Source organism: Pigmentiphaga litoralis (assembly GCF_014651835.1).
GTDB lineage: Bacteria > Pseudomonadota > Gammaproteobacteria > Burkholderiales > Burkholderiaceae_B > Pigmentiphaga > Pigmentiphaga litoralis.
This window is the reverse complement of record NZ_BMXQ01000001.1, coordinates 1,864,292-1,887,142: the sequence shown is the minus strand read 5'-3', so window position 1 is coordinate 1,887,142 and position 22,851 is coordinate 1,864,292. Positions and strand designations below refer to the sequence as shown.

37 protein-coding genes are annotated in these 22,851 nt (G+C 63.0%); 20 read left to right on the top strand and 17 right to left on the bottom strand.

Going from position 1 to position 22,851, the window contains the following annotated elements; genetic code table 11:
• Positions 1–24 precede the first annotated feature (24 nt).
• From IE116_RS08445 to IE116_RS08430, 4 genes are read left to right on the top strand one after another with little or no spacing between them, the layout of a single operon-like run.
• Positions 25–693, top strand: a complete 669-nt coding sequence (locus IE116_RS08445; RefSeq protein ID WP_189611506.1) for a cupin domain-containing protein — start codon at positions 25–27, stop codon at positions 691–693.
• 29 nt (positions 694–722) lie between these two features.
• On the top strand, positions 723–1,688 hold the full coding sequence (locus IE116_RS08440; RefSeq protein WP_189611505.1) for a Bug family tripartite tricarboxylate transporter substrate binding protein: 966 nt from the start codon (positions 723–725) through the stop codon (positions 1,686–1,688).
• A gap of 9 nt (positions 1,689–1,697) precedes the next feature.
• The gene (locus tag IE116_RS08435; RefSeq protein WP_189611504.1) at positions 1,698–2,243 is read left to right on the top strand and encodes a cupin domain-containing protein; all 546 of its coding nucleotides are present in this window, start codon (positions 1,698–1,700) and stop codon (positions 2,241–2,243) included.
• A gap of 46 nt (positions 2,244–2,289) precedes the next feature.
• Entirely contained in the window at positions 2,290–3,315 is a 1,026-nt protein-coding gene (locus IE116_RS08430; protein ID WP_189611503.1) for a ketopantoate reductase family protein, read from the top strand.
• Positions 3,316–3,369: 54 nt separating this feature from the next.
• Here the strand turns inward: IE116_RS08430 and IE116_RS08425 are convergent, their stop codons facing one another.
• The 13 genes from IE116_RS08425 to IE116_RS08365 form a co-directional block, all read right to left on the bottom strand.
• The gene (locus IE116_RS08425) at positions 3,370–4,128 is read right to left on the bottom strand and encodes a hypothetical protein (protein WP_189611502.1); all 759 of its coding nucleotides are present in this window, start codon (positions 4,126–4,128) and stop codon (positions 3,370–3,372) included.
• The gene (locus tag IE116_RS08420; RefSeq protein ID WP_189611501.1) at positions 4,125–4,637 is read right to left on the bottom strand and encodes a hypothetical protein; all 513 of its coding nucleotides are present in this window, start codon (positions 4,635–4,637) and stop codon (positions 4,125–4,127) included. The genes IE116_RS08425 and IE116_RS08420 overlap by 4 nt, the downstream gene beginning before the upstream one ends.
• A gap of 217 nt (positions 4,638–4,854) precedes the next feature.
• The gene (locus IE116_RS08415) at positions 4,855–5,127 is read right to left on the bottom strand and encodes a helix-turn-helix transcriptional regulator (RefSeq protein ID WP_229828063.1); all 273 of its coding nucleotides are present in this window, start codon (positions 5,125–5,127) and stop codon (positions 4,855–4,857) included.
• A 66-nt stretch (positions 5,128–5,193) separates the two neighbouring features.
• Positions 5,194–5,418 carry a hypothetical protein gene (locus IE116_RS08410; protein ID WP_189611500.1) on the bottom strand — a complete coding sequence of 75 codons (225 nt, stop codon included), beginning with the start codon at positions 5,416–5,418 and terminating at the stop codon, positions 5,194–5,196.
• A gap of 25 nt (positions 5,419–5,443) precedes the next feature.
• Positions 5,444–6,235 carry a hypothetical protein gene (locus IE116_RS08405; protein WP_189611499.1) on the bottom strand — a complete coding sequence of 264 codons (792 nt, stop codon included), beginning with the start codon at positions 6,233–6,235 and terminating at the stop codon, positions 5,444–5,446.
• The gene (locus tag IE116_RS08400; RefSeq protein WP_189611498.1) at positions 6,228–6,521 is read right to left on the bottom strand and encodes an ASCH domain-containing protein; all 294 of its coding nucleotides are present in this window, start codon (positions 6,519–6,521) and stop codon (positions 6,228–6,230) included. Before IE116_RS08400 ends, IE116_RS08405 begins: the two co-directional genes overlap by 8 nt.
• Positions 6,514–6,930, bottom strand: a complete 417-nt coding sequence (locus IE116_RS08395; protein ID WP_189611496.1) for a hypothetical protein — start codon at positions 6,928–6,930, stop codon at positions 6,514–6,516. The genes IE116_RS08400 and IE116_RS08395 overlap by 8 nt, the downstream gene beginning before the upstream one ends.
• Positions 6,927–7,994: a DNA-methyltransferase gene (locus IE116_RS08390; protein WP_189611495.1), complete on the bottom strand. Its 1,068-nt coding sequence runs from the start codon at positions 7,992–7,994 to the stop codon at positions 6,927–6,929. The genes IE116_RS08395 and IE116_RS08390 overlap by 4 nt, the downstream gene beginning before the upstream one ends.
• On the bottom strand, positions 7,991–8,401 hold the full coding sequence (locus IE116_RS08385) for a hypothetical protein (RefSeq protein ID WP_189611493.1): 411 nt from the start codon (positions 8,399–8,401) through the stop codon (positions 7,991–7,993). The genes IE116_RS08390 and IE116_RS08385 overlap by 4 nt, the downstream gene beginning before the upstream one ends.
• Complete coding sequence (locus IE116_RS08380; RefSeq protein WP_189611490.1) at positions 8,398–8,565, bottom strand: hypothetical protein; 168 nt, start codon at positions 8,563–8,565, stop codon at positions 8,398–8,400. The genes IE116_RS08385 and IE116_RS08380 overlap by 4 nt, the downstream gene beginning before the upstream one ends.
• Positions 8,562–10,706 (bottom strand): DNA cytosine methyltransferase, encoded by a 2,145-nt coding sequence (locus IE116_RS08375; protein WP_189611488.1) that lies wholly within the window; start codon positions 10,704–10,706, stop codon positions 8,562–8,564. The genes IE116_RS08380 and IE116_RS08375 overlap by 4 nt, the downstream gene beginning before the upstream one ends.
• Positions 10,703–11,119 (bottom strand): hypothetical protein, encoded by a 417-nt coding sequence (locus tag IE116_RS08370; protein WP_189611486.1) that lies wholly within the window; start codon positions 11,117–11,119, stop codon positions 10,703–10,705. The genes IE116_RS08375 and IE116_RS08370 overlap by 4 nt, the downstream gene beginning before the upstream one ends.
• A 24-nt stretch (positions 11,120–11,143) precedes the next feature.
• Entirely contained in the window at positions 11,144–11,794 is a 651-nt protein-coding gene (locus IE116_RS08365; RefSeq protein ID WP_189611484.1) for a hypothetical protein, read from the bottom strand.
• Positions 11,795–11,970: 176 nt separating this feature from the next.
• Here IE116_RS08365 and IE116_RS08360 point away from each other — a divergent pair, with 176 nt between their 5' ends.
• Positions 11,971–12,237 (top strand): hypothetical protein, encoded by a 267-nt coding sequence (locus IE116_RS08360; RefSeq protein ID WP_189611482.1) that lies wholly within the window; start codon positions 11,971–11,973, stop codon positions 12,235–12,237.
• A 53-nt stretch (positions 12,238–12,290) separates the two neighbouring features.
• On the opposite strand, the gene IE116_RS08355 is transcribed toward IE116_RS08360, so the two are convergent.
• Positions 12,291–13,166: a LexA family transcriptional regulator gene (locus tag IE116_RS08355; RefSeq protein WP_189611480.1), complete on the bottom strand. Its 876-nt coding sequence runs from the start codon at positions 13,164–13,166 to the stop codon at positions 12,291–12,293.
• Here IE116_RS08355 and IE116_RS08350 point away from each other — a divergent pair.
• Positions 13,165–13,470, top strand: coding sequence for a helix-turn-helix domain-containing protein (locus tag IE116_RS08350; protein WP_189611478.1), 306 nt, complete (start codon positions 13,165–13,167; stop codon positions 13,468–13,470). The two genes, IE116_RS08355 and IE116_RS08350, sit on opposite strands and share 2 nt — an antisense overlap.
• Before the next feature lie 13 nt (positions 13,471–13,483).
• Here IE116_RS08350 and IE116_RS08345 read toward each other — a convergent pair whose 3' ends face one another.
• Positions 13,484–13,714 (bottom strand): hypothetical protein, encoded by a 231-nt coding sequence (locus IE116_RS08345; RefSeq protein ID WP_229828062.1) that lies wholly within the window; start codon positions 13,712–13,714, stop codon positions 13,484–13,486.
• A 104-nt stretch (positions 13,715–13,818) separates the two neighbouring features.
• Here IE116_RS08345 and IE116_RS08340 point away from each other — a divergent pair, with 104 nt between their 5' ends.
• Genes IE116_RS08340 through IE116_RS08315 form a run of 6 tightly spaced genes read left to right on the top strand, consistent with a single transcriptional unit; the run spans position 13,819 to position 16,646 of the window.
• The gene (locus tag IE116_RS08340; protein ID WP_189611476.1) at positions 13,819–14,121 is read left to right on the top strand and encodes a DNA-binding protein; all 303 of its coding nucleotides are present in this window, start codon (positions 13,819–13,821) and stop codon (positions 14,119–14,121) included.
• Between the two features lie 2 nt (positions 14,122–14,123).
• Positions 14,124–14,321, top strand: coding sequence for a hypothetical protein (locus IE116_RS08335; protein ID WP_189611474.1), 198 nt, complete (start codon positions 14,124–14,126; stop codon positions 14,319–14,321).
• Positions 14,315–14,785, top strand: coding sequence for a nuclease domain-containing protein (locus IE116_RS08330; RefSeq protein ID WP_229828061.1), 471 nt, complete (start codon positions 14,315–14,317; stop codon positions 14,783–14,785). The genes IE116_RS08335 and IE116_RS08330 overlap by 7 nt, the downstream gene beginning before the upstream one ends.
• On the top strand, positions 14,782–15,135 hold the full coding sequence (locus IE116_RS08325) for a helix-turn-helix domain-containing protein (RefSeq protein ID WP_189611472.1): 354 nt from the start codon (positions 14,782–14,784) through the stop codon (positions 15,133–15,135). Before IE116_RS08330 ends, IE116_RS08325 begins: the two co-directional genes overlap by 4 nt.
• A 1-nt stretch (position 15,136) precedes the next feature.
• Entirely contained in the window at positions 15,137–15,913 is a 777-nt protein-coding gene (locus IE116_RS08320) for a phage replication initiator YdaU family protein (RefSeq protein WP_189611470.1), read from the top strand.
• Positions 15,885–16,646 (top strand): hypothetical protein, encoded by a 762-nt coding sequence (locus IE116_RS08315; RefSeq protein ID WP_189611468.1) that lies wholly within the window; start codon positions 15,885–15,887, stop codon positions 16,644–16,646. Before IE116_RS08320 ends, IE116_RS08315 begins: the two co-directional genes overlap by 29 nt.
• Positions 16,647–16,680: 34 nt before the next feature.
• Here the strand turns inward: IE116_RS08315 and IE116_RS08310 are convergent, their stop codons facing one another.
• Positions 16,681–17,556, bottom strand: coding sequence for a hypothetical protein (locus tag IE116_RS08310; RefSeq protein ID WP_189611466.1), 876 nt, complete (start codon positions 17,554–17,556; stop codon positions 16,681–16,683).
• A 136-nt stretch (positions 17,557–17,692) separates the two neighbouring features.
• Here IE116_RS08310 and IE116_RS08305 point away from each other — a divergent pair, with 136 nt between their 5' ends.
• The 3 genes from IE116_RS08305 to IE116_RS08295 are packed head-to-tail and all read left to right on the top strand — an operon-like array spanning position 17,693 to position 19,106.
• Positions 17,693–18,130 (top strand): hypothetical protein, encoded by a 438-nt coding sequence (locus tag IE116_RS08305; RefSeq protein ID WP_229828060.1) that lies wholly within the window; start codon positions 17,693–17,695, stop codon positions 18,128–18,130.
• 50 nt (positions 18,131–18,180) lie between these two features.
• On the top strand, positions 18,181–18,567 hold the full coding sequence (locus tag IE116_RS08300) for a hypothetical protein (protein ID WP_189611464.1): 387 nt from the start codon (positions 18,181–18,183) through the stop codon (positions 18,565–18,567).
• On the top strand, positions 18,567–19,106 hold the full coding sequence (locus tag IE116_RS08295) for a helix-turn-helix domain-containing protein (protein ID WP_189611462.1): 540 nt from the start codon (positions 18,567–18,569) through the stop codon (positions 19,104–19,106). Before IE116_RS08300 ends, IE116_RS08295 begins: the two co-directional genes overlap by 1 nt.
• A 108-nt stretch (positions 19,107–19,214) precedes the next feature.
• Here IE116_RS08295 and IE116_RS08290 read toward each other — a convergent pair whose 3' ends face one another.
• Positions 19,215–19,400, bottom strand: coding sequence for a hypothetical protein (locus tag IE116_RS08290; RefSeq protein ID WP_189611460.1), 186 nt, complete (start codon positions 19,398–19,400; stop codon positions 19,215–19,217).
• 42 nt (positions 19,401–19,442) lie between these two features.
• Here IE116_RS08290 and IE116_RS08285 point away from each other — a divergent pair, with 42 nt between their 5' ends.
• The 5 genes from IE116_RS08285 (at position 19,443) to IE116_RS08265 (ending at position 22,848) form a co-directional block, all read left to right on the top strand.
• Entirely contained in the window at positions 19,443–19,823 is a 381-nt protein-coding gene (locus IE116_RS08285; RefSeq protein WP_189611458.1) for a hypothetical protein, read from the top strand.
• Positions 19,807–20,064, top strand: coding sequence for a hypothetical protein (locus tag IE116_RS08280; RefSeq protein WP_189611456.1), 258 nt, complete (start codon positions 19,807–19,809; stop codon positions 20,062–20,064). The genes IE116_RS08285 and IE116_RS08280 overlap by 17 nt, the downstream gene beginning before the upstream one ends.
• A 29-nt stretch (positions 20,065–20,093) precedes the next feature.
• On the top strand, positions 20,094–20,396 hold the full coding sequence (locus IE116_RS08275) for an HNH endonuclease (protein WP_229828059.1): 303 nt from the start codon (positions 20,094–20,096) through the stop codon (positions 20,394–20,396).
• Between the two features lie 205 nt (positions 20,397–20,601).
• A complete protein-coding gene (locus IE116_RS08270) occupies positions 20,602–21,159 on the top strand; it encodes a terminase small subunit (protein ID WP_189611452.1) in 558 nt (185 codons plus the stop codon).
• Between the two features lie 3 nt (positions 21,160–21,162).
• Positions 21,163–22,848 carry a terminase large subunit gene (locus IE116_RS08265; protein ID WP_189611450.1) on the top strand — a complete coding sequence of 562 codons (1,686 nt, stop codon included), beginning with the start codon at positions 21,163–21,165 and terminating at the stop codon, positions 22,846–22,848.
• Positions 22,849–22,851 lie beyond the last annotated feature (3 nt).

Here is a 22,851-nt window from a genome sequence, read left to right as displayed (position 1 = left end):
TGCACCGAAATCAGGAGACGCACCATGACGACAGAACAGAGCAACGACAATGCCGCAGCCAGCGCCGCCCGCGCACCCGACGCAGCCAGTGCAGACAGCAAGGACACCGCCGGAAGGATCCGCCGCGTCGTGACAGGGCACGATGCCGACGGCAAGGCGGTGGTGATGTCCGACGGGTTTGCGCCTGTCGTCTTTACCGCCGAAAAACGGCCAGGCTATGCGTCCACCGAGATCTGGCGGACCCTGGCGACCCCCGCGCCGATCACTGCCGACATGGAAGACCCGACGCCGGGCCCCCGACGGCAGTTGCCCACGCCGCGCGGCAGCGTGATCCGCATCAATACCCTGGCGCCCGAGTCTGACGCCGTGCGCAGCCTGTCGCCCGACGAGGCGCAGAACGTGTTCGCGTCGCTGGGCAATTCCACCGCGTCGACCTTTGCCCGGAAAGGCCGGCATCCGATGATGCATCGAACCCAGACCATCGATTACGCCATCGTGCTGTCGGGCGAAATCACGATGCTGCTCGATGACTCGGAAGTGGTGTTGAAGGCGGGTGACGTGCTGGTGCAGTGCGGGACCAACCATGCCTGGAGCAACCGTGGGACGGTGCCGTGCCAGATTGCGTTCATCCTGCTCGACGGCGAGTTCGATCCTGGCCTGAAGTCGACATTGGATGCGTTCGACGGTGCATGACGCGCGCAGATGCGCTCCAGGAGACAGGCATGACATATCGACTCGTTTGCGCTGCGCTGACCATGATCGCGGCAACGTGCGCCCATGCGACGGACGACTATCCCAACCGGTCCATCCGTCTGGTCGTGCCGTTCAGCGCGGGCGGCCCGGACACCACGGCTCGCATTCTTGCCCAGCGACTGACCACGCAGCTGGGGCAATCCGTTGTCGTTGACAACCGTTCGGGCGCCAATGGATTGATCGGCAGCGAAGCCGTCGCGCGGGCCGTGCCCGATGGCTATACGCTGATGCTGACGTCGTCGTCCTTCGTCATCAACCCCAGCATGTACGCAAAGATGCCGTACGACAGCAACAAGGACTTCATCAAGGTGGCGCAAGTGGCCGCGGGCGAAGGATTGCTGTTCGTCGTCCATCCCGCGCTGCCGGCCACGACACTGAAGGAATTCATCGCTCTGGCCAAGACGCCCGGTCAGCGCGTGTCCTTCGGTTCGCCGGGCATAGGCGGGAACCTGCACATTGCCGGCGAGCTCTTCAATCAGCAGGCGGGGGTAAGCATGGTCCACATCCCCTACAAAGGGGCGGGCCAGGCCGTTACCGCCGTCGTGTCCGGCGAGCTGCAAGCCATGTTCGCGACGTCGCCGCTGGCGCTGCCGCAGATCAAGGCAGGCAAGCTGCGCCCGCTGGCGTTCACCGGCCCGGCGCGCGCCAGCTATCTGTCCGACGTACCGACCATCAAGGAAGCCGGTCTGCCCGACTTCGATATCGACGCGGGCTGGCATGGCGTGTTCGCGCCGACTGGCACGCCGCCTGCCGTCATTGAACGCTTGCGGGCCGAGATCACCGCCGCGTTGGCCAACCCGGAGATGCGCACTGCCATCGAAGCGACGGGACTTGCGCCGTCCAGGCTGGCGCCCGCCGACTTTGCGCGCACCGTCGACGCCGACATCCTGAAATACGCCGAGCTGTTGCGGCTTGCCGGCGTCAAACCCGAATAAGGAAGCTCCATGAATCACCGCACCATTTCACACGCGGACACGAAATTGTCGGCCGAGTTCGTGGCGCCCACCACGTCCTACCAGGACATCCGCGCACAGCAGATTTCGAAGGCCGAAGCCACGAAGCCCACCGCCTTCAAGGTCCGCGCGCAACTGCTCGAGCAAGGCCGATCCGAAACGGTGCTGGCCGCCAGCCCGCATCTGTCGGTGCGGTTGAAGGTGTATGCCTCAGGCGGCGAAAACGCCTTGCATGCGCATGCCACCGAAGACCACACCTTCGTCATCCTGCAAGGCGAAGCCGAATTCTTTGACGACGAAGGACCCCTGGCGCTGCTGGGCAAGAACGAAGGCATCATGATTCCGCACGGCAGCTATTACCGGTTCAACGCGACCAGCAACGAGCCGCTCGTCATGCTGCGCGTGGGCTCGCCGAATGAAGCTGCGCAAGGCCGGGAAGGCCGCGTGAACGTCCACGGATCCTTTGCCGACGCTGACTCCAAAGACAACAAGACGGTCGAGCGCATCTATCGCGAGGGCGCGTTCTATGGCGACTGACGGGGTGACGGATATTGTCAATGACGCGGCGACCTCGCGACGGTCAATGCGGGTCTGCATCTACGGCGCCGGCGCGGTCGGCGGGTATCTGGCAGGCCGGTTCAGCACCGTGCCGGATATCGAATTGAGTCTGATTGCGCGGGGCGCCCATCTGGCAGCCATCCGAGAACAGGGCCTGCAGGTACGCGACAAGGAAGCCGGCGATGTGACGGTGCGCCCGTTTGCGGCCACCGACGATCCCTTGACCTTGCCGCCGCAAGACCTCGTCATCGTGACCCTGAAAAGCACCGCGCTGGCGTCGGCCGCCGAAGGCATTGCATCGTTGCTGGGTGGCATCGACAGCGTGGCAGTATTCGTGACCAACGGCATTCCGTGGTGGTGGAATCACGGCCTGCCGTCAGCGAACCAAGTGCAAGGTTCGCATCCGGTCGATCCGGACGGCGCACTGTGGCGGTACGTGACGCCGGACAAAGCCATCGGCTGCGTCGCCCTGTCGTCCAATCGCGTGGAGTCTCCCGGTCTGGTGCTGCACGCGGCATTCAATCAGTGGAAGCTGGGCATGCCGACGGCCGGCCGGGCAGGCGCCGCATTGAGCCAAGCCGCCGCGTCGCAACTGCATGGCGTCGTCACGCTATGGCAGTCCGCGGGATTGAACGTTGAAGCCAGCAACGATCTGCGCGGCGAGATCTGGCGCAAGCTGCTCGTCAACATCCCCAACCATTCCCTGGGCAGTCTGACGCGCCTGAGCACGGACGAGATCTATCGCGATCCCGGTCGGGTCGCACTCGCGCGCACCTTGCTGGAAGAAGTCGTCGCCATCGCGGCGGCACACGGCTGGGACCTGGGCGCCGACGCGGTCGACCGCACCCTGCGCCACTTTCAGCCCAACGGCAAAGGCGCCCGCCCGTCCATGCTGCAAGACGTCGAAGCCGGCCGCCCGCTGGAAGTCGCCGCCGTGTTCGACGCGGTGCGGGCACTGGCAAGACACCAGGGCGTAAGGACGCCGTCGCTGGACGTCGTCACGACCTTGCTGGGTGGGTTGAATGAAGGGATAGTAAGCAGGGCACGCTGAAGGCTTCCAACGCAGGCAGGGGTGCGTGTAGCAGGTCGATAAAACATCGCCCCGTCATGCAGCCAGGCGGAGGTCCTCGTCCCGCAAATACTGGATGACGCGCGCGTTTCCTGACAGCAGCGACACGGCCTGCTCCCAATCCGGGCCGTTGCCCGCTTCCATGATGACGAGACGATTGTCGGCCTCGGGCGCGCTAACTTGCGCAAGGTCCCCGAACTTGCCGAAGCACTGGTAGACGAAGCTCCAGTCCGGCCGTCCGTCGTCCATCAGGCCGACAGGCTGAACCGCGCGCACGAAATCCGCCGTCGCGATGCCTAGCGGAAACTCGAGCTGGTGACCGGACGATCCGAGCACGCGGTACTTCAGGATCAGTCTTTCTCCAAGCTGCTGAACCAGCGCCTTCTGCACCTTGGTCGTAAAACGTTCCTGGCGGGATGATGGCTGCCACTCCCGTTCCTTGCCGGAGAGCGCCATGGCGATCTTGAGCGCGTCCCACAGCGCAGCACGCAGATCCTCGGCACGTCCGGACGCGGTGATCTCCCACTCGTCCGAAATCGTGGCATGGCGAGTACCGGGGGTGCGTCGGAGGGACTGCAAGCGAGCTGGGGTAAGCCTTGCGCCATGGGCCACGGCGTGTTCAGCGGTGGCATGAGCATCAGTCAGGAAAAATGTGCCCGGAGCGTCTTCCACCAGCAGGAAGCTCGCGAGCTCACCGTCGTCGCCAAGCGTCAGCGGCGCATGCAACTGCAAGGCATTCACGCCGACACTGGTGCATTCCCACCCCGTGGAGCGCGCAAGCAGTTCGCAGTTCATAACAGGCTCCCTTGCGTTCCTTGCAGCGGATGGGGCACTGCGCCCTTGAACACAAGATTGCACTCGTGCGAGAAACGTTCGATCAATTGGATCACATCGAGAAGGGGCGGTTCAACTGGTTCAACGTATCCGTCATGACCGATCCACACATGGCGATGTGTTGTGGACTGGATCGTCATCCCGGCATAGGGATGACCGGACCCGGCGGCATTGGCGTGACGTTGCCCCGGAAAGGTGTCGATACCGGCTATCCGGTGCCCCCGGGCAATCAGCGACACGTTGATCTTTTCCTGTTGAGGAAAAGATGCATCGCCATGCACCCTGACACCGCTCGCCCGAAACTTGGCGATGAAGCGCAGACCGTCGGCAAACTGCTCACCGACCATGACGACACTTTCGAAACTGACCCACGGGGTGCCTTTGGCACCTTCCTGCGCCCGCCACTGAAAGGGAAGCACCACCTGTTTGCCGGGGATCGCCAACAGCTGTGCAACGTCTTGTTCGGTCATATTCGCGAGGGCCTGAAAACAAGCGCGTATTAACGCACGCAGCCGCTCGCTTGCCATGGGGAGGTGTACCTACGGCGTACGACCTTTATTGCCCACGCGGTCACATCAAGATAATGTCGTACTGTCCCGGTTTACGCTACCGGCCCTAGTGTTCATGCGGGTTTCGGGGTGGAGTGGGTAGCTGATTTTCCGTCCAGCTACCCACCTAGCTACCCACTTAGGGTGCGCCGGTTTGATCCTTCGTGAGAAAGGCCCGAATGCTCTCTGCCGTGATGCCGGTGGCGCGCGGGCCGAGTGAAACCTTGACCAGGTCGCCATCGGCAATGCGCCGATAAATCGACGCTTTCGATATTCCGAGCAGGCGGACAGCCGAGGCCATACGGTACACCTGGATCTGAGCGGCAGCCTCGCGCGCGGCTGCCATGTGTGCCGACTGTGCGGCGACCAGTTCAGTACGGTTAATGCCTTGTGGGCTTTGCTGTTTGTTCATGTTGATTATTTCCCTGTGTTGCTGGCGCGCCGGACAGTTGCCGACGGGCGGTGATGCTGTTTACGGCTATGGCCTAGACGCGCGACCGCTGCGGTAATCGACCCAGCGGTCCTCATCGTTCTGGATGGCGTCGGCCATGCCAGTGGCGCTGCTGGCGCTGACCGCAACAGGCGGTTGCCGGCCCGCCTTGAAGCAAGCCAACCCGTACTCGCCCATCTCAGCCGCGGTGTACAGCAGCACATCGTTGTCCACGTTGACGGCCGTCCCGAAAGCCTTGCGATGTGGCGGCACGGGCGGGCAGGCTGCTTGGTGCCGTTTACCCATTGGCACCTCCGATCTTTTCAAGGTGGCCGATGAGGGCTGCGCGTGCTGCCCGCATCGCCATGCCCGGCCCGGCACCTTTGGCGTACCTCACGCACGTGTAGACGTAGCCCTCAACCAGTAGCACCGCCTCTGTTACCCAACGCGTGTGATCCGGTTCGAACGACGGCTTGCAGTCGGCGCACATGCAGTGTCGGGTAGGGGGGTGCGGGTCGAGCGAACTGGCAGCAGGCGAGGGGGTGGCGTACGCGAGTTCGATTCGCCAGTAGTCCGGATTTCGCCTGACAGTTTCTGTCAGGCCTGGAACCGGCGCGCCGTCACGCCAATTCGCACTTTCCTGCCAAGTCCCGTCTGGTGCTTTCTCCAGCACTCGGAACGCCACTGGTTTCTGCTCGGCCGCTTCAACGCCGGGTAAGGTGGCCAGCGCGGCGCGGGCCTGCCATGCTGCATGCGCTGCGTTTTGCGTGGTCAACGAGTGCTCAGGGCATTCTTGGTTCGCGTCCCACCACATCCGGAATGCAGCGCACTCCATCTGTGTCCGCTCGCGCTCGTCCGATGCGGTGGCCGGCTCGGGCGCGGCTGCCGGTGCAAGACGGTCAAGCCTCTCACGCAGAGTGTTGATCTCGGCCTGGGCATCATCGATCACTGCTTGGGCACTTGCATATTCGATCCAGTTGCCGGTGCTGTCCTCGACCCGCCGAACGCCGTCAGCCTTGATGATGAAGCTGAACTTCGGCAGCTTGCAAAGACGGTCCCACCATTCATATCCCTTGCGCTGCTTATCCATGTCTCGTCCCTTTAACGTTGATGGCATAGACCGTCACCTGGTGCGGCCCGAAGTGCGGATGCGTTATGGTCTTGATGGTGTATCCCTGCCAGGGCCGGATCAGGCGGCGATCCGCATCGTCGCGACGCGGGTAGCCACGGGTCAGCACGATACGGTCGTACAGACCGAACGGGCTTGCCAAACGCTTCTGCCAATACGGTGTGCACAGCCGATATTCCTCGGTCTTTGTGCCCGCCTTGATGGCATCGAAGTACTCGCCCTTCAGCGCCAGCGTGAGGTCACTCATGGCCACGATCCTTTAGGTCTTGCTCGGTGATGGTGAATTCGGCGGTGTCATGCACGCGGTAAAACGAGACCGTTGCGTTGGCATCGATCCATGCCCCAATGAGGGCCTGCAGCTCGTTGACCTTTTCGGTGCTGAGGTCAGTCAGGAAGTCTTCTGCGAACTCCCCGTGCTGGTCGTCGGCCTGTTCCTGCATGTCCTCAAGGAGTCGGTCGATGGAAAAGAAGTCGCTAGGCTTTGGCTTGCGCGACACGCCCAGCCAGTAAGAGCGTCCCACCAGCGCCGCGCCATCGCTCTCTTGCTCGAGCTCGTCGATTGCGTCATGCAACTCGCCGCTGCGGTATTCCTCGCCGTTGGTGCTGTAGCAGTCGAAGACCACTGCCGTGGCTGGTGCTTGATGGGTGGTGGTCATGCTGCGGTCTCCAATGTGAGTCCGCCCTGGCGCGTGCGCGCTGCCTGGAGCGGTAAATAGTCGGGATTCAGTTCGGCGCCCAGCCATCGGCGGCCAAGGCGCTGTGCGACGGCGGCAACCGTGCCGCTGCCCATGAAGGGATCGAACACGATGTCGCCGGGTCGGCTGCCTGCCAGCACGCATGGCTCGACCAGAGACTCTGGGAAGGTCGCAAAGTGAGCGCCTTCGTATGACTGCGTGGGGATAGTCCAAACGCTGCGTCGGTTACGGGTTTCGACCTGGTCGGTCACTGCTGCCGCGAACGACTCGTTTTGCTTTGCCCGCGGCTTGGCCACCTTATCGAATCCGCGGCCAAAGCCCACGCCCGTGCCCGGGTAGCGACCCGCGAGAGCCCGATGCCCGCCCGGGCCGGTGTCCCAGCCGCTCGGAGCGGCCTTCGGATTGACGCCAGTACCCCGTGCGTGGGCATTGCCTGTGACGGGCTCCTGCATGGCGCCGAAGTCGTAGAAGTACTTTTCGCTGCGGGTCAGCAGGAACAGGTACTCGTGCGCCTTGGTGCAGCGGTCACGCACACTTTCCGGCATGGGGTTTGGCTTGTGCCAGATAACGTCCTGACGAAGCCACCACCCGGCGTCCTGCAGCGCGAATGCCAGGCGCCAGGGCTGGCCCACCAGGTCTTTCGGCTTGAGGCCTTCGACACGCACGTCGCTTCTGGATATCGGCGTGTCATCGCGCCGCCTGCTGGCCGTCATCCCGCGCGCTTCGATAGATGCTGGTGACGGGCCCCACGCTGCGCCGCGAGATCCCGCGTAGCTGTCACCCATGTTCATCCAGAGCGTTCCATCGTCCGCGAGCAGCTGGCGGCAAAGGTCGAACACCTCGACCATGTGCGCAACGAATTCAGGCAACGTGGGCTCCAGGCCCAGCTGGCCGTCGACGCCATAGTCACGCAGTCCCCAGTAGGGTGGGCTCGTGACGATGCACTGCACGCGCACGCCGTCGGCAATAAGCCCGCGCATGACATCGCGGCAGTCGCCTTGGATGCATGTGTTGATGGGAGTCATTGCGCTGACGCCCCCTGGCTGGTGCTGCCGCGATAGGGGCCGAACAGCGCCGCCACGACCGGATCGCGTGCCGGCTGCTTTGGGATGGTTGCGCGCTGGCGTGCCAGGTCGGCCGCCCGCGCCTTGGCTTCCATCTGGGTGTCGCCCAGGCGCTGGAATTCGCCCTTGGGGTAGGGCGCGTTCTCACCCTCGCCGGCGCGCCACATAGCGCTGCCTTTGGAGGTGCCTTCAATGTGGCGCCACTCTTCCACGAAGACATCGTTGTGGTCACGCCGGCGGGTGTTCAACCAGTTGGTGATCCGCGCCACGCTTTCGCCGATGAGGGCGGCGATCTCGGGGGGCGTGAGTGCCTGCTCTTTCAGCGCGGCCATGACGCGGCGGCGGTTCGCGTGGGACATTGGCTTCATGCTGCGCACCCTTCCAGGTAGATAGCTGCGATATCAGGCCGGCCCTGGGCGATGGCTTCAGCGGCGAACTCACGATCGGCATGGGCGGCCGCGCGGCCAAGGCCCATGGCGGCGATCAGGCCCAGCATCTCTGCCATGAAGAAAATTGCGATGTAGGTGGTCATGCTGCGATCCTCCGGAACGCTGCCTCGTGGGCGAAATTGGCACGGACAAGCGCTTCGGACATGGGTGGGCAGACACTGTTGCCACACATGCGCACCTGGGCGCTTTTGGTCAACGACAGGCCTTGTGCGGGGTCGTCCCCGATGATGTAGGTGTCAGGGAAGCCCTGGGCGCGGAACAGCTCGCGCGGCGTGAGCATGCGCAGGCCGATATCAACGATCTGATAGTCCTGGCCCTCCACGGTCACCAGGCCAAAGCGATCGCGCGCTGTAACGGTCGCCAGCGGCCCATCGATCTGTGGCGCCTGATCAGTGCCGTAATAGGCCATCAGGAACGCGCGCACTTCGGCGTGGTGCCCGCCACTTGTGACGGTCGGCGTAGGGGCGTCTATCGCAGCACCGGGGTGCCCCGTGTTGTTCACCAGCAGGTGCGAAGTCACGAGGGCGTGATGGGTGCCGCCAGCGCTCACTGTGTGCAGCGGGCCGTCAGTGGACTGGCCGTCCTTGCTGGTGCCGCGCAGCTTGGCGATGTGGCTGGTGACCAACGCGGCCTTGCCACCACCGCCGGCCGTGACCGTGCCGAGCGGGTCGTTTGCCGAATGGCCGATGCTGGCGCCCATGTCTCGCTGCACGTGCGCTGTCACGAGAGAGTGATGGTCGGTGGCTGTAACGGTGCCGATCGGGTCGTGAAGATCCGAACCAATGACGCCGGTGTAATGCTTCGCCAGGAATGCTCCGACCACGCCCATGGCGCCGCCGGTACCAGGGCGCTCGATGGCGCCGCCGCCTGCGGTGATGGTGTGCACGGGCTCGGCGGCAGAGCTGCCGATGCTGTTCTGGCGGAATTTCGTCAGATGCACTGCGGCGATCGCCTGATTGCCGCCGCTGGCGAGGATGGTGCCCAAAGGGGCGTCGACCGGTTTGGTGCCGGTGCCCCAGCGCTTCACACCAGATGGCGACACATCAGCGTGCGCCGCGTCCACCAGCAGTGCAGACACCATTGCTTGATGGCGCCCGCCGGCCGTGATGGTGGTCAGTGGCTTTTCGATGTCGAGTGCCCGGGGCGCTTGGCCTTGGCGTTCACCGTGGCCCATGGCGACCAGCGTGGCGGCTGCCAGCGCATGGCTGCCGCCGCGGGGGTGAGCGGTGACCGTAGACAGGGGCTTGCCAGCATCCTGGGCGACGTCACCATTGCTCCAGTTCGCAATCGGGACGATGGTGGGTGCCACCGCAGCGAAGCCAGGCGCCGATGTGACCGTGCGCAGCGGCTCGTCGACCGACCATGTGTTGGGCCCTCTGCCGGTGGTCCCGCTGTTGGCGGTGTTGACGATGTACGGCACGACGCTGTTGACCACGTAGCGCATGATGCCCTTGGCAATGCGACGCTTGGTGGCATCGGCCAGCTCACGGCTACGGTTGAAAATGGACGGGCAGGCGATCGACCAATCGATGCATTCGGCGGCAGTGCGCCACGGCAAGCGGCGACCGGCCATCACCTCGGGCGAGGTCGGCGCGCCGTGGGTGGGCACCGGCCAGACGATCGGCAATCCATCGCGGCGCGCCACCAGGAAGAAGCGCTTCCGGATGGTGGGCGCGCCAAAGTCGCATGCACGCATGTCGCGCCAGTCGACCGTGTAGCCCTGGGCGCGCAGCTGGCGCACGAACGAGTCGAACGTCTTGCCCTTCTTGGCTGGGTCCGGCTTGGCGTTGCCATCCGCGTCCACGATCAGAGGGCCCCAGGTCTTGAACTCTTCGACGTTCTCCAGCATCAGCATGCGCGGCTTGGTGAGCGCGACCCAGCGCAGGCCGACCCAGGCGAGGCCGCGGATCCGCTTCTCGACCGGCTTGCCGCCCTTGGCCTTGCTGAAGTGCTTGCAGTCGGGTGACAACCAGACCAGGGCGACCGGTTGATTGCCCGTGACCGCGATCGGGTCGACGTCCCACACTGACTCGCACAGGTGGCGCGTGTGTGGGTGGTTGGCGGCGTGCATCGCCAGCGCCTGGGCATCGTGGTTGATGGCGATATCGACCGGGCGGCCGAACGCGGCTTCCAGGCCTGTGCTGGTGCCACCGCCGCCGGCGAAGTTGTCGATGATCAGCTCGTCACGAAGGCCGAGCGACAGGGTGAAGTCGTCGCGCCTCATTCCGATGCTGCCGTCATGTGCGTGAGCAAAGGGGCGGCGCGGCCGATCAACACCTCGGCTTTTCCAGTGAATGCGATCGTGCTGGAGGGCAGGCGCACGCACTTGCCATAGTCGGCCTCGAATTGGGCCCGGTCGGCGACCATCTCGTGCAGCAGCTGCATGGCGTCGTGCAGGAGAGCCGTCGGCACGCCGGCCTGGTGTGCGGCCAGTTCGCTTTCGAGCACCTGCATGTGCTGGCGCAGACCTTCCAGCTGGCCGCGGGCTTGCGCCAGGGCGGCGGTGTTCTGGTCGTACAGGCGACGGTAGGTGTTCCGGTTCTTGACCACCTCGGCGTATTGATGGGCCGTCACCTCACGGGCAACCGTGGCGCGGGGGTATGCGCGGGCGATCGAAACAACGTTCTGCGAGTCCATGGTGCGTTCCTTGATGAGGTGGCGTCAGGCGCCGGGGTGGGTGATGGGGGTGGCGTTGCCGCCGGAGAGGGCGAAGCGCACGGCATCGCGAATGCGGCCGGCATCGGCGCGTAGCTGGTGGGCGCCGTACTTGTAGGGGTCGATGACGACGGCTACCACGGGGCAGTCGTCTTGTTCGGCGGTGCCGATCAAGTAGCCCTTGGGCAGTTGCATGACGTCGTCTGCACGCAGATCCATGTCCTGCTGCATGACGACCTGGTGGCGCTCGACGGCCGATCCCAGGCGATCCATCAGATCGAGCCAGCCGGCATCGAATGCCGCGGCGCTGGTGCCCATTGGCAAGTCGGCGCTGACCATGTACGGGGAGGTGCTGGTGCGGATGGTGCCGATAGGCTCCCAGCCGGCCACGGGAGCCTCAGCGGCCTGGACGACGACCGGGGCAGGGGCGGCAGCCTTGGCAGCGATGAAGCGTGCCGACTTGCCGGCTTCGACCTCAGCGTTGAACTTGGTGGCGCGGTACCGGGCAAACCCGGTGGGCATGGCGGCAGTCAGCTTGCGGCCGACGGCGTCCACGACATAAGCGCGGCCGGTACCTGCACCGAGTTGCTGATGGCTGATGGGGAGGTGGATCGGGAGCTTGGCCTTGCCGGCCTGTGCGGTGCTGCTTGCGTTCATGGTTCATCCCAAGTGCTGCCGTCACAATCGAGCGGCTTGGAATAATTAAAGCATTCTTGATTTAACTAATCAAGCATTCTTTAACGCAAGTTTGGTGCGCATCAACGTCATGCATGCGACCACGCAGGAATTAATCCGGACTAGTCTTTGCTCGACAGTCATGGAATACTGGATATATGAACAGTATCTTAAGAGACAGTTGGCAGCCTTTCATCGCAACGCTCGACGGTGCGGACGACCAAGGCATGATCGCGGCCAGGAATGGCGGCGTGCTGCGGCTGGAGAGCGGAGTGGTGCATGCCCTTGCTGGGGCTCCCCGGCGTCGGATCGGCCACGTATGGTCGTCAGAGATCGTCCATCACCTCGCCGCAGGAGGGCAAGCCTACTTCAGATCGGACGACGACTATGCGGCACGCCAGATCGTCTGCGGGCTGGTGCAATAGACGAAAAAAAACCACCTGAAGGTGGTCGCCAGATCAATCTCATCACGACTGCATCAAAGTTGCTCGGCTTGGAGTAGCACGACCTTGCCGATCATCTGGGTCCGCTCGGTGCACATGACCGGTGGGAAGTTGGCCTGGTCCGGGTTGTCAGAGTACAGCCACCAGTGGTTCACGCGCCGCAGCAAACGCTTTATCGTGAACTCACCTTCATGATTGACCGCAAAGACTTCACCGTTGCGCTGGCGCGAGTCCGCAGTGTTGACCACGACAGTGTCGCCCTCGTGCACCCGGGGGAACATGCTCATGCCGCGAGTCGACGTTGCGAATAAGGCATGAGCCAGCAACTGACGACGCTCGACCCAGATGCGCGGCAGAAACACAATCCCACCGCCGCCCTGGTCCTCTTCTGGGTCGATTGAATACCCAGCAACACCTGCTGAAATCTTGATCTGCATTTTCCGGATCGCGACGTAGTCGGGGTCGTTTGCTGCTTCGATTGAGGCGGGGCGAATGTGGCCGCTTGGCTCGTCGTTTCGCTCCGCCGCGACTGGCGGGGCAACAGTCAGGTTCATGCCCGCCTGCGCTATTGCCAAAGCGATCGCCCCCTCTACGAAGGTGCGGTCGCCTTCTGAGAGTGCCAGCACGTCGGCCTCCCGGATCCTGGCGAATGGCCAGATGGTCGCGGCAACCTTAGCCGCGCCCGGCTTGGCGCCACCGGCATCCCCCTCCCCAGTCGCCAGCCAATACCCGTCCACACCGAGCACCCGAGCTGCTTGCGCCGAGTTTTCGGCTGTCAGAGCCTTTGTCTTGCCGGCGATCACCTGGCCGATGGCCTGGACCGAAATGCCAAGCTGGTCCGCAAGCGTCTGCCTGTCCGTTTTTGCCAGCCGCAGGGCTGTATCGAGGCGTGCGCCATAGGTTGTGCTCATGGACGAAAGATTACTTTCAACTGTACAAAGCATGGTTGCTTCTTATTTTAAAGAATGCTTTAATTGGGCTATGGAAAAGACCCTCGCGACCAAGCTCCTTGGAGGCACGCCCTCCGCCGCTGCAGAAGCTATCGGCATCACGCCGCAAGCCTATGGGCAGTGGCCTGACCCTCTGCCACGTCGGCTGGAGGACCGCGTTGTTGCGGCAATCGCACGCCGCCACCTCAGGCCTGAGTTGATCGGCGGTTCCCCAAGGATCAAGGCCAAGCGCTGCTCCAAGTTGAAGGAGGTCAGTCATGGGTGACGTTTCAGTCATCTCAGTGCCGAGCCTGCATCCCTTCCTCGGGAAAGTCTGGCCCTGCCATGTCGGTCTCGGCGCACAGGCGCTGGAACACAGCGATGACAGCGACCTCGCTGGGAGCGCCAAGCACATCGTTTGCGATGGCGCGGGCCTGCTCCAGCAGGCGGCGGGTTTCGGATGCGGGGGTGATGCTCATGATGGTTTCCAGCATTTCGGAAAGCGGAGTGTCGCGGGTGTCGAAGGTCATGTGAATTCGCAGATGCCGAGTTGTGGTGAGCCCCCAGTTTCTACGTGTGTGCGTGCAACCGCACTCAATCCTTTTTGTGTGTCCCTTCTTGAGGTTGAACAGGCATGAATGCCCAGGTGAACGTTGTCCGCAAGCCCAGCATGGAGCGTGCGTTTCGTGAAGCGTTGGTCGATCCATCCGTGAAGGCGAAGGTGCGTGACGCCCTGGGCTGGGATGAGTCGCAGGTGAGTCGCTTCTTATCCGGCCAGATGGGGCTGACGATCGACAAGATCGACGCCGCCATCAAGGTGCTGTCGCTGGTCGTGTCGAGCGAGCGCTACATGGACTATCTCGCATACGGCAGCCAGATCGGTGCCGCCTGCCATTGCGCGCGCGCCGGTATGGGCGAGTGCGGCCCGGGGCGGTAAGCATGGACATATTCGCATCACGCTGCGCCATCGCTGAGGAAGCGGAAAAGGCTGCGATCGCTCGTCACTGGGAAGGTGAGCCCTACACGCCGGCGACGCCCAACCCGTTCCCTGAAGGGTCCGACGCCCACCATGTGTGGGCGGTCAACTTCAACAGCAAGCTGTCCGCGCTGCAACGCACGTTGGACGCGACATGCTGAAGCAACGCACGCCCATGACCCGCAAGACGCCGATGAAGCGCACGGCGATCGCCCGCCCGACTGGCGCTCCGAAGATCACAGCACGCCGCAAGCCAAAGGCACGCCCAGGCCGCGATCAGGTCGCGCTGGATGTCTGCCGCGGCGAAGCCTGCTACCTGCGCATCAACAGCGTGTGCCTGGGCAGCGCTGGTGCTGCCACGGTCGTGCCCGCGCATAGCAACCAGGCCGTGCACGGGAAAGGGAAGGGCATCAAGGCGCATGACCGCTACAGCCTGCCTGCCTGTCACGCCTGCCATGCCGAGATCGACAGCGGCAACCGCATGACCCGCACCGAGAAAGCCCTGGCGTGGGACGCCGCCTACTTCGCCTGGGAGCCTGTGCGCGCCCAGAGACTCACTGCGCTGGGCAAGACCTTGTCCGCGCTTCCCATCAGCAAGATCGTTCCTCGAGGGGATCACCTATGAGCGCACAAGCGCAAGCCTGGGCCCTGTCCCAGCAAGCCGTCACCGACCCGACCGCCCGTCACATCCTGCTGGTGCTGGCCGGGTACGCAGGCCAGGACGGCCGTGGCGCCCATCCGACTGTTGCCCGCCTTGCTCAGGACACTGGCCTGCACGAGCGCACTGTCCGCGCCAAGCTGACGGCGCTGGAAGCCGAAGACCTGATCCGCCGCGATCGCTACTTCGCAGCCTACCTGGAGACTCGCGGCGCTGTGAAACCGATCTGCTACGACTTGGTGCTGGACTCCAAGGCACCACCGGCCGTGCCTGTCTCCATTGCGGGCGTGACGCAGAGCATGGACCTGGCTGCCTGACATGAGCATCAAGGTCATGACGATGGTCTTCGACCGGTACCCGGGCGCCGCCGGCGAGATGCTGCTGGCGCTTGCACTGGCCGACCACGCGAGCGACGACGGCACGCGGGTGTACCCGTCGGTCGATGCGCTCGCGCTGAAGACGCGGCAGTCGGTTCGGTCGGTGCAGTACCAGCTGAGCCGCATGCTGAAGTCGGGCTGGCTGGTGCTGGTGAACAGCGGCAACGGTGGCCGTGGTCAGCACCGCGAGTATCGGATTTCCCCTGCATGGTTAAAGGGTGCAGATATTGCACCCATCGAAAACGGTGCAATTGACGCCACAAAGGGTGCAAACGACGACGCGAAAGGGTGCAATCCACGACCGGAAAGGGTGCAGCCCGTTGCACCCGCATATAACCGTCATAGAACCATCAATGAATCGTCAGTACCCCAAGGCGCGAAGTCGCGCACTGGATTCGACGCAGCCGGTATCGAATTGCCGGACTGGCTACCTCGCGAAGCCTGGACGACCTGGGCGAAGGATCGCAAGGACCGCCGCAAGCCCATCACGGAAACTGCTGCCGGCCTGCAGATCAAGCAACTGGCCGACTTCATGCGGGCCGGCCATTCACCGGCCGACGTGATCGAGCACACCATCTCCCGAGGCTGGACCGGCCTGGTAGCGCCAGAGCGTGGCAATGCTGCCCGCCAGACCTCGAAGCGCTTCGACCCGGTGGCGCACATCAACGAACGTGACCGGAGGTATGCCGATGACGCAGATCGCACAATCGACGTCTAGCCTCAGCGACTGGGCGCGGCCACGGCCAACCCTCGACGGCAAGAGCGCCCTGACGCATCTTTTCAACCGCCTTGACGGATCCTACCCGGGCAAGTTCCGGTCAGCCTTCACCACGAGCGACAGCATCGACAACTGGAAGGCCACGTGGGAAGCGGCATTCATCCGCGAAGGCATCCAGCCGCAAGAGGTTGCGCTGGCGCTGGATCGGATGAAGGGCGAGTGGCCGCCATCGCTGCCCGAGTTCCTGGCGCTGTGCCGCCCGCCTGTTGACCCAGAGCAGGCCTTCTATGTCGCGGTCGATGGCATGCAGGCCCGCCAGCGCGGCGAGATCGGCAACTGGCCACATCCGGCCATTTACTGGGCCGCGGTTCGCATCGGGCAGCACGACATGCTTGCATCCGGCTACAGCGGGTTGAAGGGCCGGTGGTCGAATGCCTTGCGGGACGTCATGAGCAAGGGCAAGTGGGCAGACGTGCCTGAGCCCGTACTGGCGCTGGCCGCACCAGGTCAGTCGCCGACTTCCGATGCCGAGGCACGGGATCAACTGGCGAAGCTGAATGCCGCGGTGGCTGGCGCTATCAAGTCGGTGCCGGCGCAGGTGGGCGGGCGTGACCTTCGGTGGGCGCACAAAATCATCGAGGCGGACAGGGCTGGCAAGCAGCGCCCGCCCATGGTCAGCGTTCAGATGGCTGAGCGCGCCCTGCGCGCGGCCGGGGAGATTGACTGTGCGTAAACCAGTGGCTGTGACGTTGTCAGGATGTCTGGTCCTAATACTCGTAATCGGGGTCGCTCATGGGTGCGAACCGCGCAGTTCCTGGGTTGAACCTGCGGCAGAAACCTCTGGTGTGGGTGACGCCGTTTTTGTCCTTGAAGGTGATCTCCCCCACCACCACAGCGGTGGCGATGGTCTCGCCGGTCGGGTTGTTGATGAACGTGGCGTCCTTCACGGTCGACGAGAGATCGACTTCAAATCCCGGGATGATCTCGATCCCCGGAGCGTTTTTCATGCTCGTGAAATCGATACCGTCGTGCACGCGCTTGTCGATCAAGTAATCGTAAACACGCTCCATTCCATCAATGGTGGCGAAGGCAGCCCAATGTCTGACGACAGTGGCTGGCGAAAGGCCATCATTCCTGACTTTAAAGCAAATCATCGGGGGAATATCGACCGTGCCAGTGGGAAAGCAGGTGCTGCTGACTTTCCGGATGATCAAACGAGGGCCGTTGGAGGAAATGAACAGCTGCCGCGTGGTTTCGGCCTGCTCCTTATTTGCCCGCTCGGTCTCCATCAAGGTCTTGTCCATGATCTTGGACTGATCCGCCATCAAGTCGGCCTGTTTGGCAGCGATGGAGATCTGCATGTCGGCGAGCCGCACCTGGCGGTGAGTGAAGTAAAGAAGCATTGCCGTGAAGGCGGCTACCAACAGTGCAGCAATGGCTTGGATCGTCGCACTGTAGACGTCAGCCGCCGCAAACAAGAACGGCAGGAAGCCATAGGAGGTGCACTGATTCTGCTGGGCTGCTTCGCGATATCTGCATACGTAGCCTTCCTGCTGCAGCCACCAAAGATAGGCGATCAAGACGGTGAGGCCAAAAGGAAGACCAAATGCGATTAGCCAGCGGCGTGCTGTGGACAGGTTCATGTCGATGTGACTTCGTGATGGGTGCAGCAGGTTTATACGGCGTTGCTGACTTGGCGTCGAGGATCGCGTCTTTGCCTGCGGTGTTCTATCGCCGGCTTGAATTGCTTGCAACGTTTCTGTCCGACCGGACAGCGACATGACGAACGGGCTGAGATGGACGGAGGAACAGCTGGCGGCACGTCAAGCAAACCAGGCCGTCGCAAGGGTTTTGCGCGCCGATGCAGCCATGAAAAAGTTCCAGGCCTTGGGGCGCTTACCCAAAAACAAGATGAACAAGACGGAGGAAGCGTACTCGCGTCACCTGGACCAGCAAAAGCAACGCGGCGAGGTGATCGACTGGAAGTTTCACCCAATGCGAATCCGCCTCGCAGACAACACGTTCTACGAGGTCGACTTCCTGGTGCTTCATGCCGATCTGCGCGTAGCTATCCATGAAACGAAGGGTGGGTTCACCACCGACAAGGGCCAGATGAAGATCAAGGTATGCGCCGAGACACTTCCTTGGTTCTCGATGATTAAAGCAACCAAGTTGCCGGCCAAGCTTGGCGGCGGCTGGAAACTGGAGGAGTTCTGATGGAAGCGCCTACGTGCGTTGCACAACGTCGTGGCGGACACGCCGTCGCGATGAAACCCCATATCAAACTGGAGCGGAAGGGTGTCTGGTCCTGCAGCGGCAACAGCATCACCCGCAATGGCGTCAGCCCGCGCCAGGCCTATGACCGCTGGTACACGACCATCGGCTTGACGGTCCAGGCGGCCGCCGCGCCGGTGTTCAGGCTGCCACCGCCACGCGTTGCCACGCCTTTGAACGTTCGCCCTGATCGCAGCGAGACACCCGCGGCTGGCGCTGCGACGCTGGGCTATAGCGAATCGATGGTCCGCCAGGTGGCCGGTACCGCGCCGATGCGGCCATGGGTACCGCCGAAAGCGCTCCGCATCAATCAAGCCCGGGCAGCTGCGCACCAGCCCCCGCTGATGTCCATATCGAGCCGCGCAGGAGACATGCTCTGATGTTCCATTCACCCGAGGAAGCCCTTGCAGTCGCGTTCACGATCACCGAGCTGCCCATTGAGCCCAAGAACGCTACCCAACTGATCGTCGAAGCATTGCGGGAGCGGTATGGGTTGCAGATACGCCGCCTGCCATCCGGCCTGACACCGCACGACTGGCATGCCCAAGCCGTGATGGTCCTGAAGTTCGCCGAGCGGACGCTGGCGTCACGGCCTGACCTGTGGCGCGCCATCCTGGCCGAGTACTCCCCGCGTATCGACGGTGCGCTGGCGATTCAGGCTGTTGCCAACGACTTGGTGCCCGGCCTGAGCGCCGAGGAGCGTGTGCTGGCAGACATGCTGGTGATGCGACAGTTCCGACGTAAGCCTGCGCTGGAAGATATTGCTGACCGGTTCGGCGTCTCCCGGCAAACCGTGGGCCGGAGGGAGCGGTTCTGGCGCGAACAGATAGCTCCTTTACGCCGCGCCGCCATGCAGCAACTTGAAGAGCCAATGAGGGAGGCTGGCCTGTTGGAAAAAAGCTCTTCTGTTTATGCTTGAATTTTGGACGTTGTTTCGCCATAATTCGCCAAGCTTGAAATAAGTACGACCAAAGCCCGCATGTCTCACGACGGCGGGCTTTTTCGTTTCTGGCAGGGGCGCTCGTGTTCAGCGACCGCCGCTCTTGTTTTTAGTCGGGTCGTTCAAGACGTAGGTCTGGCCGGGCTTTGGTGTCGGTGGAAGTGGCTCGCCTTTGGTGACGGTTCTTTCCTTGCCAGTATCTCCACCTCTCGGGCCCTGAATTCCATACTGTCCTGACTTGTCCGCGATTTCACCTGGTTTCTTGCCGGTCATTTCCTGCTCCTTCTTTTGGATGAGAAAGGATTAGGTCCGATCGTGAGAATTCTGGATATAGGTACTTTCACCCTCGCACTGCCGGTGTCTTCCTCAGTGACCGCCCCGATATGTGGATTCCCATATCGGGGCTTTTTTGTTGGAGGCGCGATGCGCAGCCCATCACCAGTGTCGATCAAGGTCGAGACCGACATGGTTTACGAGACGGTGCACACGGCCAAGCTCTACGGATTGGACCTGGAGAACGTACTGGTGACCGCCGTCGCGGCGCAGCTGGGGCTGGACCTCACACAACCAGGGACTAAGGTGAAGTGCTGCTTCGATGAGCCATTCGAAACGATCAACGGGATGCAGCATGGCGTGACCGTGACAGTTGCGGTCGACCATAGGCCGCAGGGGAGCCGCAATGCGGATGTCGACTGATCCAAACGATCAGGGCTACGAAGCCTGGATGAAGGCGCGAGTCACGGGCAAGCCCGTCGTGTACGTTGATGGATGCCGCATCGATAAGGCGTTCACCGCTGACACGGATGCGGGTTTCGTCATAGCCGCAGACCTTGGCCCTGACGGACAGGTGCAATTGGACCGGACTCGGTCCGAGGTGTTGCGGCGTGAGGTGCAAGGCGTGGTCACGATCGTGGTTGAGCCCACCGACGATCACTGATGTCCAGGCTGAACACACTGAAGCCGAGGGTGCCCACTCAAGCTGGGCGCCTGGCCGTGCAGCAGCCCGGATCGTGGCGGCCATCCGGTGCAACAGCCAATGAGCGCGGCTACACCTACAAGTGGCAGAAGGCCAGCAAGGCTTTCCTTGAGGAGCACCCCTTGTGCCGATACTGCGAGCGCGCGGGCTTCGTCACGGCATCGCAACTGGTGGACCACATCGTTCCTCACCGAGGTGACCAGTCGCTGTTCTGGCGGCGCTCGAACTGGCAGGCGCTGTGCCGGTCGTGTCACAGCGGCGAGAAGCAGCGCGAGGAAGCAGAGGCTGGCTAAGCCGCCCGCTGTTCGGACGACAAACGGCCTCGCAGACCGCCTGATCGGCCCGCCACGGGCCTGCTATCGAGCCCTGGACCCACCCTGACCCCATCGGTCAAGGGAGGGGGGGGTCGAAACCCTGGGGGTGCCGGATTCCTAGACCACCTGTCCTCGCACGCGCAGAAAATTTCCCGTCCCAGGATTTGTTAACTCGGAGTTGTTAATGGGCTTGACCGACAAAAAGCGCCGATTTGTTGACGCGCTTCGGTCGGGCGTCACCGGCGCAAAAGCCGCGATCCTCGCGGGCTACAGCGATAAAGGAGCCGCTCAAGCAGCGTCTCGGTTGATGAAAGACAAGGCCGTCGCCGCTGCACTGGGGAAGGGGCCGGCAGTTAACAAATCTGAGCCGGGCAAAAAAGAGAAAGCCAACCGCTTCGCGCCACCGCCCGCCGCCGGTTTCACGGCCGCAGATGGAACAAGGTCGCCGGCCGCACCTGCGGGCTGGCCGTTCGGCGTAGAACCGCCGGCGGCCCCGCCACCTCCACCAGAGCCGCCCGCCGATAGGTTTGCCGATCCGCGCGACTACCTCATGTTCGTCATGAACGACTTTGGGGCCGAGCCGAAGGAACGACTGGAAGCTGCGAAGGCGCTGCTGCCATTCGAGCACTCGCGGCTGGCCCCAAAGGGTAAGAAAGACACGCAGAAAGACGCCGCTGGCAAAGCGTCCGGACGCTTCGCACCAGCGGAACCCCCCAAGCTGGTGGTCAACAACAGGACATAACGGATGGAATGGACGACTGCTTGCCCCGACTGGGCCGACCGGCTCAAGGCGGGGCGAAGCATCATCCCGCCACCGATCTTTCCCGAGGTAGCCGAGCAGGCCGTCGCGATCTTCAAGGAACTGAAGATCGTGGACGCGCCAGGCAGTCCGACGTTTGGCGAGTCTTGCGCGCAATGGGTGTTCGACTTGGTAGCGTCGATCTTCGGTGCCTACGACCCGTCCTCAGGGCGGCGGCTCATCACTGAATGGTTCGTCTGCCTGCCGAAGAAGAACAGCAAGTCCACGATCGCGGCCGGCATCATGATGACGGCGCAGATCCTGAACTGGAGGCAGTCAGCCGAATTCACCATCCTGGCGCCGACCATCGAGGTCGCCAACAACTCGTTCGGCCCGTGCCGTGACATGGTGAAGCGAGACGACGACCTCGAAGAGCTGTTCCATGTGCAAACGCATATCAAGACGATCACGCATCGGGTAAGCGACGCGACGCTCAAGGTGGTTGCGGCAGATTCGAACACGGTCGGCGGAAAGAAATCGGTCGGCACCCTGGTTGACGAGCTTTGGCTGTTCGGCAAGCAAGCCGGCGCGGAGGCAATGCTGCGCGAGGCCATTGGCGGTTTGGCGTCCCGGCCTGAAGGGTTCGTTATCTATCTGACGACCCAGTCCGACGACGCCCCAGCAGGCGTGTTCCGGCAAAAGCTGCACTACGCCCGCCAAGTGCGGGACGGCAAAGTCCACGATCCGCGCTTCGTGCCGATCATCTTCGAGCATCCGCCGGAGATGGTTGCTTCAGGTGAGCACCTTCTGGCGGCCAACCTGGCCATGGTCAATCCGAACCTTGGCTACTCCGTGGACGAAGAGTTCCTCCACCGGGAGTTCGGTAAAGCCAAGGAAGAGGGCGAGCAATCGTTTCGTGGATTCCTTGCCAAGCACGCCAACGTCGAAATAGGTCTGGCGCTGCGATCGGACCGCTGGGCGGGCGCGGATTTCTGGGAAGGCCGCAAGGACGCTCGAGCTGTCAGCCTCGACGAGCTGCTGCGGCGGTCAGAGGTGATCGACGTCGGCATTGACGGCGGCGGCCTGGACGACTTGCTTGGCGTTGCGGCGGTTGGGCGTGACCGTGAGACTCGCGAGTGGCTCGCGTGGACACGAGCATGGGCACATCCGTCCGTCCTGGAACGGCGCAAAGCCGAGGCGCCGAGATTTCACGATTTTGCGCGAGACGGCGACTTGGTCCTTGTGAAGCAAATCGGCCAAGACGTTGAAGAAGTGGCTGTTTTAGTCGCCCAGATCGAAGAATCTGGCCTGCTGGACAAAGTCGGGGTCGATCCGGCCGGGATCGGCGCCATTCTCGACGCACTGGTTGCGGCTGGCGTGCCGCAAGACAAGATCATTGGGATTTCGCAGGGGTGGAAGCTCGGCGGAGCGATCAAAACGACGGAGCGGAAGCTGGCTGAAGGCGGGCTTGTTCACGGTGGCCAGGCATTGATGGCCTGGTGCGTCAGCAACGCGCGCGTCGAGCCCCGCGGCAACTCCATCCTCATCACAAAGCAGGCATCCGGGTCGGCCAAGATCGACCCGCTGATGGCGCTATTCAACGCGGTGTCCTTGATGTCGCTCAACCCCGAGGCAAACGCTGGCTTCGACGACTACCTCGCAAGCGGATTCTTCGGGCTCATCGGCTCATAGGGC

Bases quoted from the DNA above. Each gene is read 5' to 3' on its own strand.
- IE116_RS08445 (WP_189611506.1), top strand. From the start codon at position 25: ATGACGACAGAACAGAGCAACGACAATGCCGCAGCCAGCGCCGCCCGC.
- IE116_RS08440 (WP_189611505.1), top strand. From the start codon at position 723: ATGACATATCGACTCGTTTGCGCTGCGCTGACCATGATCGCGGCAACG.
- IE116_RS08435 (WP_189611504.1), top strand. From the start codon at position 1,698: ATGAATCACCGCACCATTTCACACGCGGACACGAAATTGTCGGCCGAG.
- IE116_RS08430 (WP_189611503.1), top strand. From the start codon at position 2,290: ATGCGGGTCTGCATCTACGGCGCCGGCGCGGTCGGCGGGTATCTGGCA.
- IE116_RS08425 (WP_189611502.1), bottom strand. From the start codon at position 4,128: ATGAACTGCGAACTGCTTGCGCGCTCCACGGGGTGGGAATGCACCAGT.
- IE116_RS08420 (WP_189611501.1), bottom strand. From the start codon at position 4,637: ATGACCGAACAAGACGTTGCACAGCTGTTGGCGATCCCCGGCAAACAG.
- IE116_RS08415 (WP_229828063.1), bottom strand. From the start codon at position 5,127: ATGAACAAACAGCAAAGCCCACAAGGCATTAACCGTACTGAACTGGTC.
- IE116_RS08405 (WP_189611499.1), bottom strand. From the start codon at position 6,235: ATGGATAAGCAGCGCAAGGGATATGAATGGTGGGACCGTCTTTGCAAG.
- IE116_RS08400 (WP_189611498.1), bottom strand. From the start codon at position 6,521: ATGAGTGACCTCACGCTGGCGCTGAAGGGCGAGTACTTCGATGCCATC.
- IE116_RS08395 (WP_189611496.1), bottom strand. From the start codon at position 6,930: ATGACCACCACCCATCAAGCACCAGCCACGGCAGTGGTCTTCGACTGC.
- IE116_RS08390 (WP_189611495.1), bottom strand. From the start codon at position 7,994: ATGACTCCCATCAACACATGCATCCAAGGCGACTGCCGCGATGTCATG.
- IE116_RS08385 (WP_189611493.1), bottom strand. From the start codon at position 8,401: ATGAAGCCAATGTCCCACGCGAACCGCCGCCGCGTCATGGCCGCGCTG.
- IE116_RS08380 (WP_189611490.1), bottom strand. From the start codon at position 8,565: ATGACCACCTACATCGCAATTTTCTTCATGGCAGAGATGCTGGGCCTG.
- IE116_RS08375 (WP_189611488.1), bottom strand. From the start codon at position 10,706: ATGAGGCGCGACGACTTCACCCTGTCGCTCGGCCTTCGTGACGAGCTG.
- IE116_RS08370 (WP_189611486.1), bottom strand. From the start codon at position 11,119: ATGGACTCGCAGAACGTTGTTTCGATCGCCCGCGCATACCCCCGCGCC.
- IE116_RS08365 (WP_189611484.1), bottom strand. From the start codon at position 11,794: ATGAACGCAAGCAGCACCGCACAGGCCGGCAAGGCCAAGCTCCCGATC.
- IE116_RS08360 (WP_189611482.1), top strand. From the start codon at position 11,971: ATGAACAGTATCTTAAGAGACAGTTGGCAGCCTTTCATCGCAACGCTC.
- IE116_RS08350 (WP_189611478.1), top strand. From the start codon at position 13,165: ATGGACGAAAGATTACTTTCAACTGTACAAAGCATGGTTGCTTCTTAT.
- IE116_RS08355 (WP_189611480.1), bottom strand. From the start codon at position 13,166: ATGAGCACAACCTATGGCGCACGCCTCGATACAGCCCTGCGGCTGGCA.
- IE116_RS08345 (WP_229828062.1), bottom strand. From the start codon at position 13,714: ATGACCTTCGACACCCGCGACACTCCGCTTTCCGAAATGCTGGAAACC.
- IE116_RS08340 (WP_189611476.1), top strand. From the start codon at position 13,819: ATGAATGCCCAGGTGAACGTTGTCCGCAAGCCCAGCATGGAGCGTGCG.
- IE116_RS08335 (WP_189611474.1), top strand. From the start codon at position 14,124: ATGGACATATTCGCATCACGCTGCGCCATCGCTGAGGAAGCGGAAAAG.
- IE116_RS08330 (WP_229828061.1), top strand. From the start codon at position 14,315: ATGCTGAAGCAACGCACGCCCATGACCCGCAAGACGCCGATGAAGCGC.
- IE116_RS08325 (WP_189611472.1), top strand. From the start codon at position 14,782: ATGAGCGCACAAGCGCAAGCCTGGGCCCTGTCCCAGCAAGCCGTCACC.
- IE116_RS08320 (WP_189611470.1), top strand. From the start codon at position 15,137: ATGAGCATCAAGGTCATGACGATGGTCTTCGACCGGTACCCGGGCGCC.
- IE116_RS08315 (WP_189611468.1), top strand. From the start codon at position 15,885: ATGACGCAGATCGCACAATCGACGTCTAGCCTCAGCGACTGGGCGCGG.
- IE116_RS08310 (WP_189611466.1), bottom strand. From the start codon at position 17,556: ATGAACCTGTCCACAGCACGCCGCTGGCTAATCGCATTTGGTCTTCCT.
- IE116_RS08305 (WP_229828060.1), top strand. From the start codon at position 17,693: ATGACGAACGGGCTGAGATGGACGGAGGAACAGCTGGCGGCACGTCAA.
- IE116_RS08300 (WP_189611464.1), top strand. From the start codon at position 18,181: ATGAAACCCCATATCAAACTGGAGCGGAAGGGTGTCTGGTCCTGCAGC.
- IE116_RS08295 (WP_189611462.1), top strand. From the start codon at position 18,567: ATGTTCCATTCACCCGAGGAAGCCCTTGCAGTCGCGTTCACGATCACC.
- IE116_RS08290 (WP_189611460.1), bottom strand. From the start codon at position 19,400: ATGACCGGCAAGAAACCAGGTGAAATCGCGGACAAGTCAGGACAGTAT.
- IE116_RS08280 (WP_189611456.1), top strand. From the start codon at position 19,807: ATGCGGATGTCGACTGATCCAAACGATCAGGGCTACGAAGCCTGGATG.
- IE116_RS08270 (WP_189611452.1), top strand. From the start codon at position 20,602: ATGGGCTTGACCGACAAAAAGCGCCGATTTGTTGACGCGCTTCGGTCG.
- IE116_RS08265 (WP_189611450.1), top strand. From the start codon at position 21,163: ATGGAATGGACGACTGCTTGCCCCGACTGGGCCGACCGGCTCAAGGCG.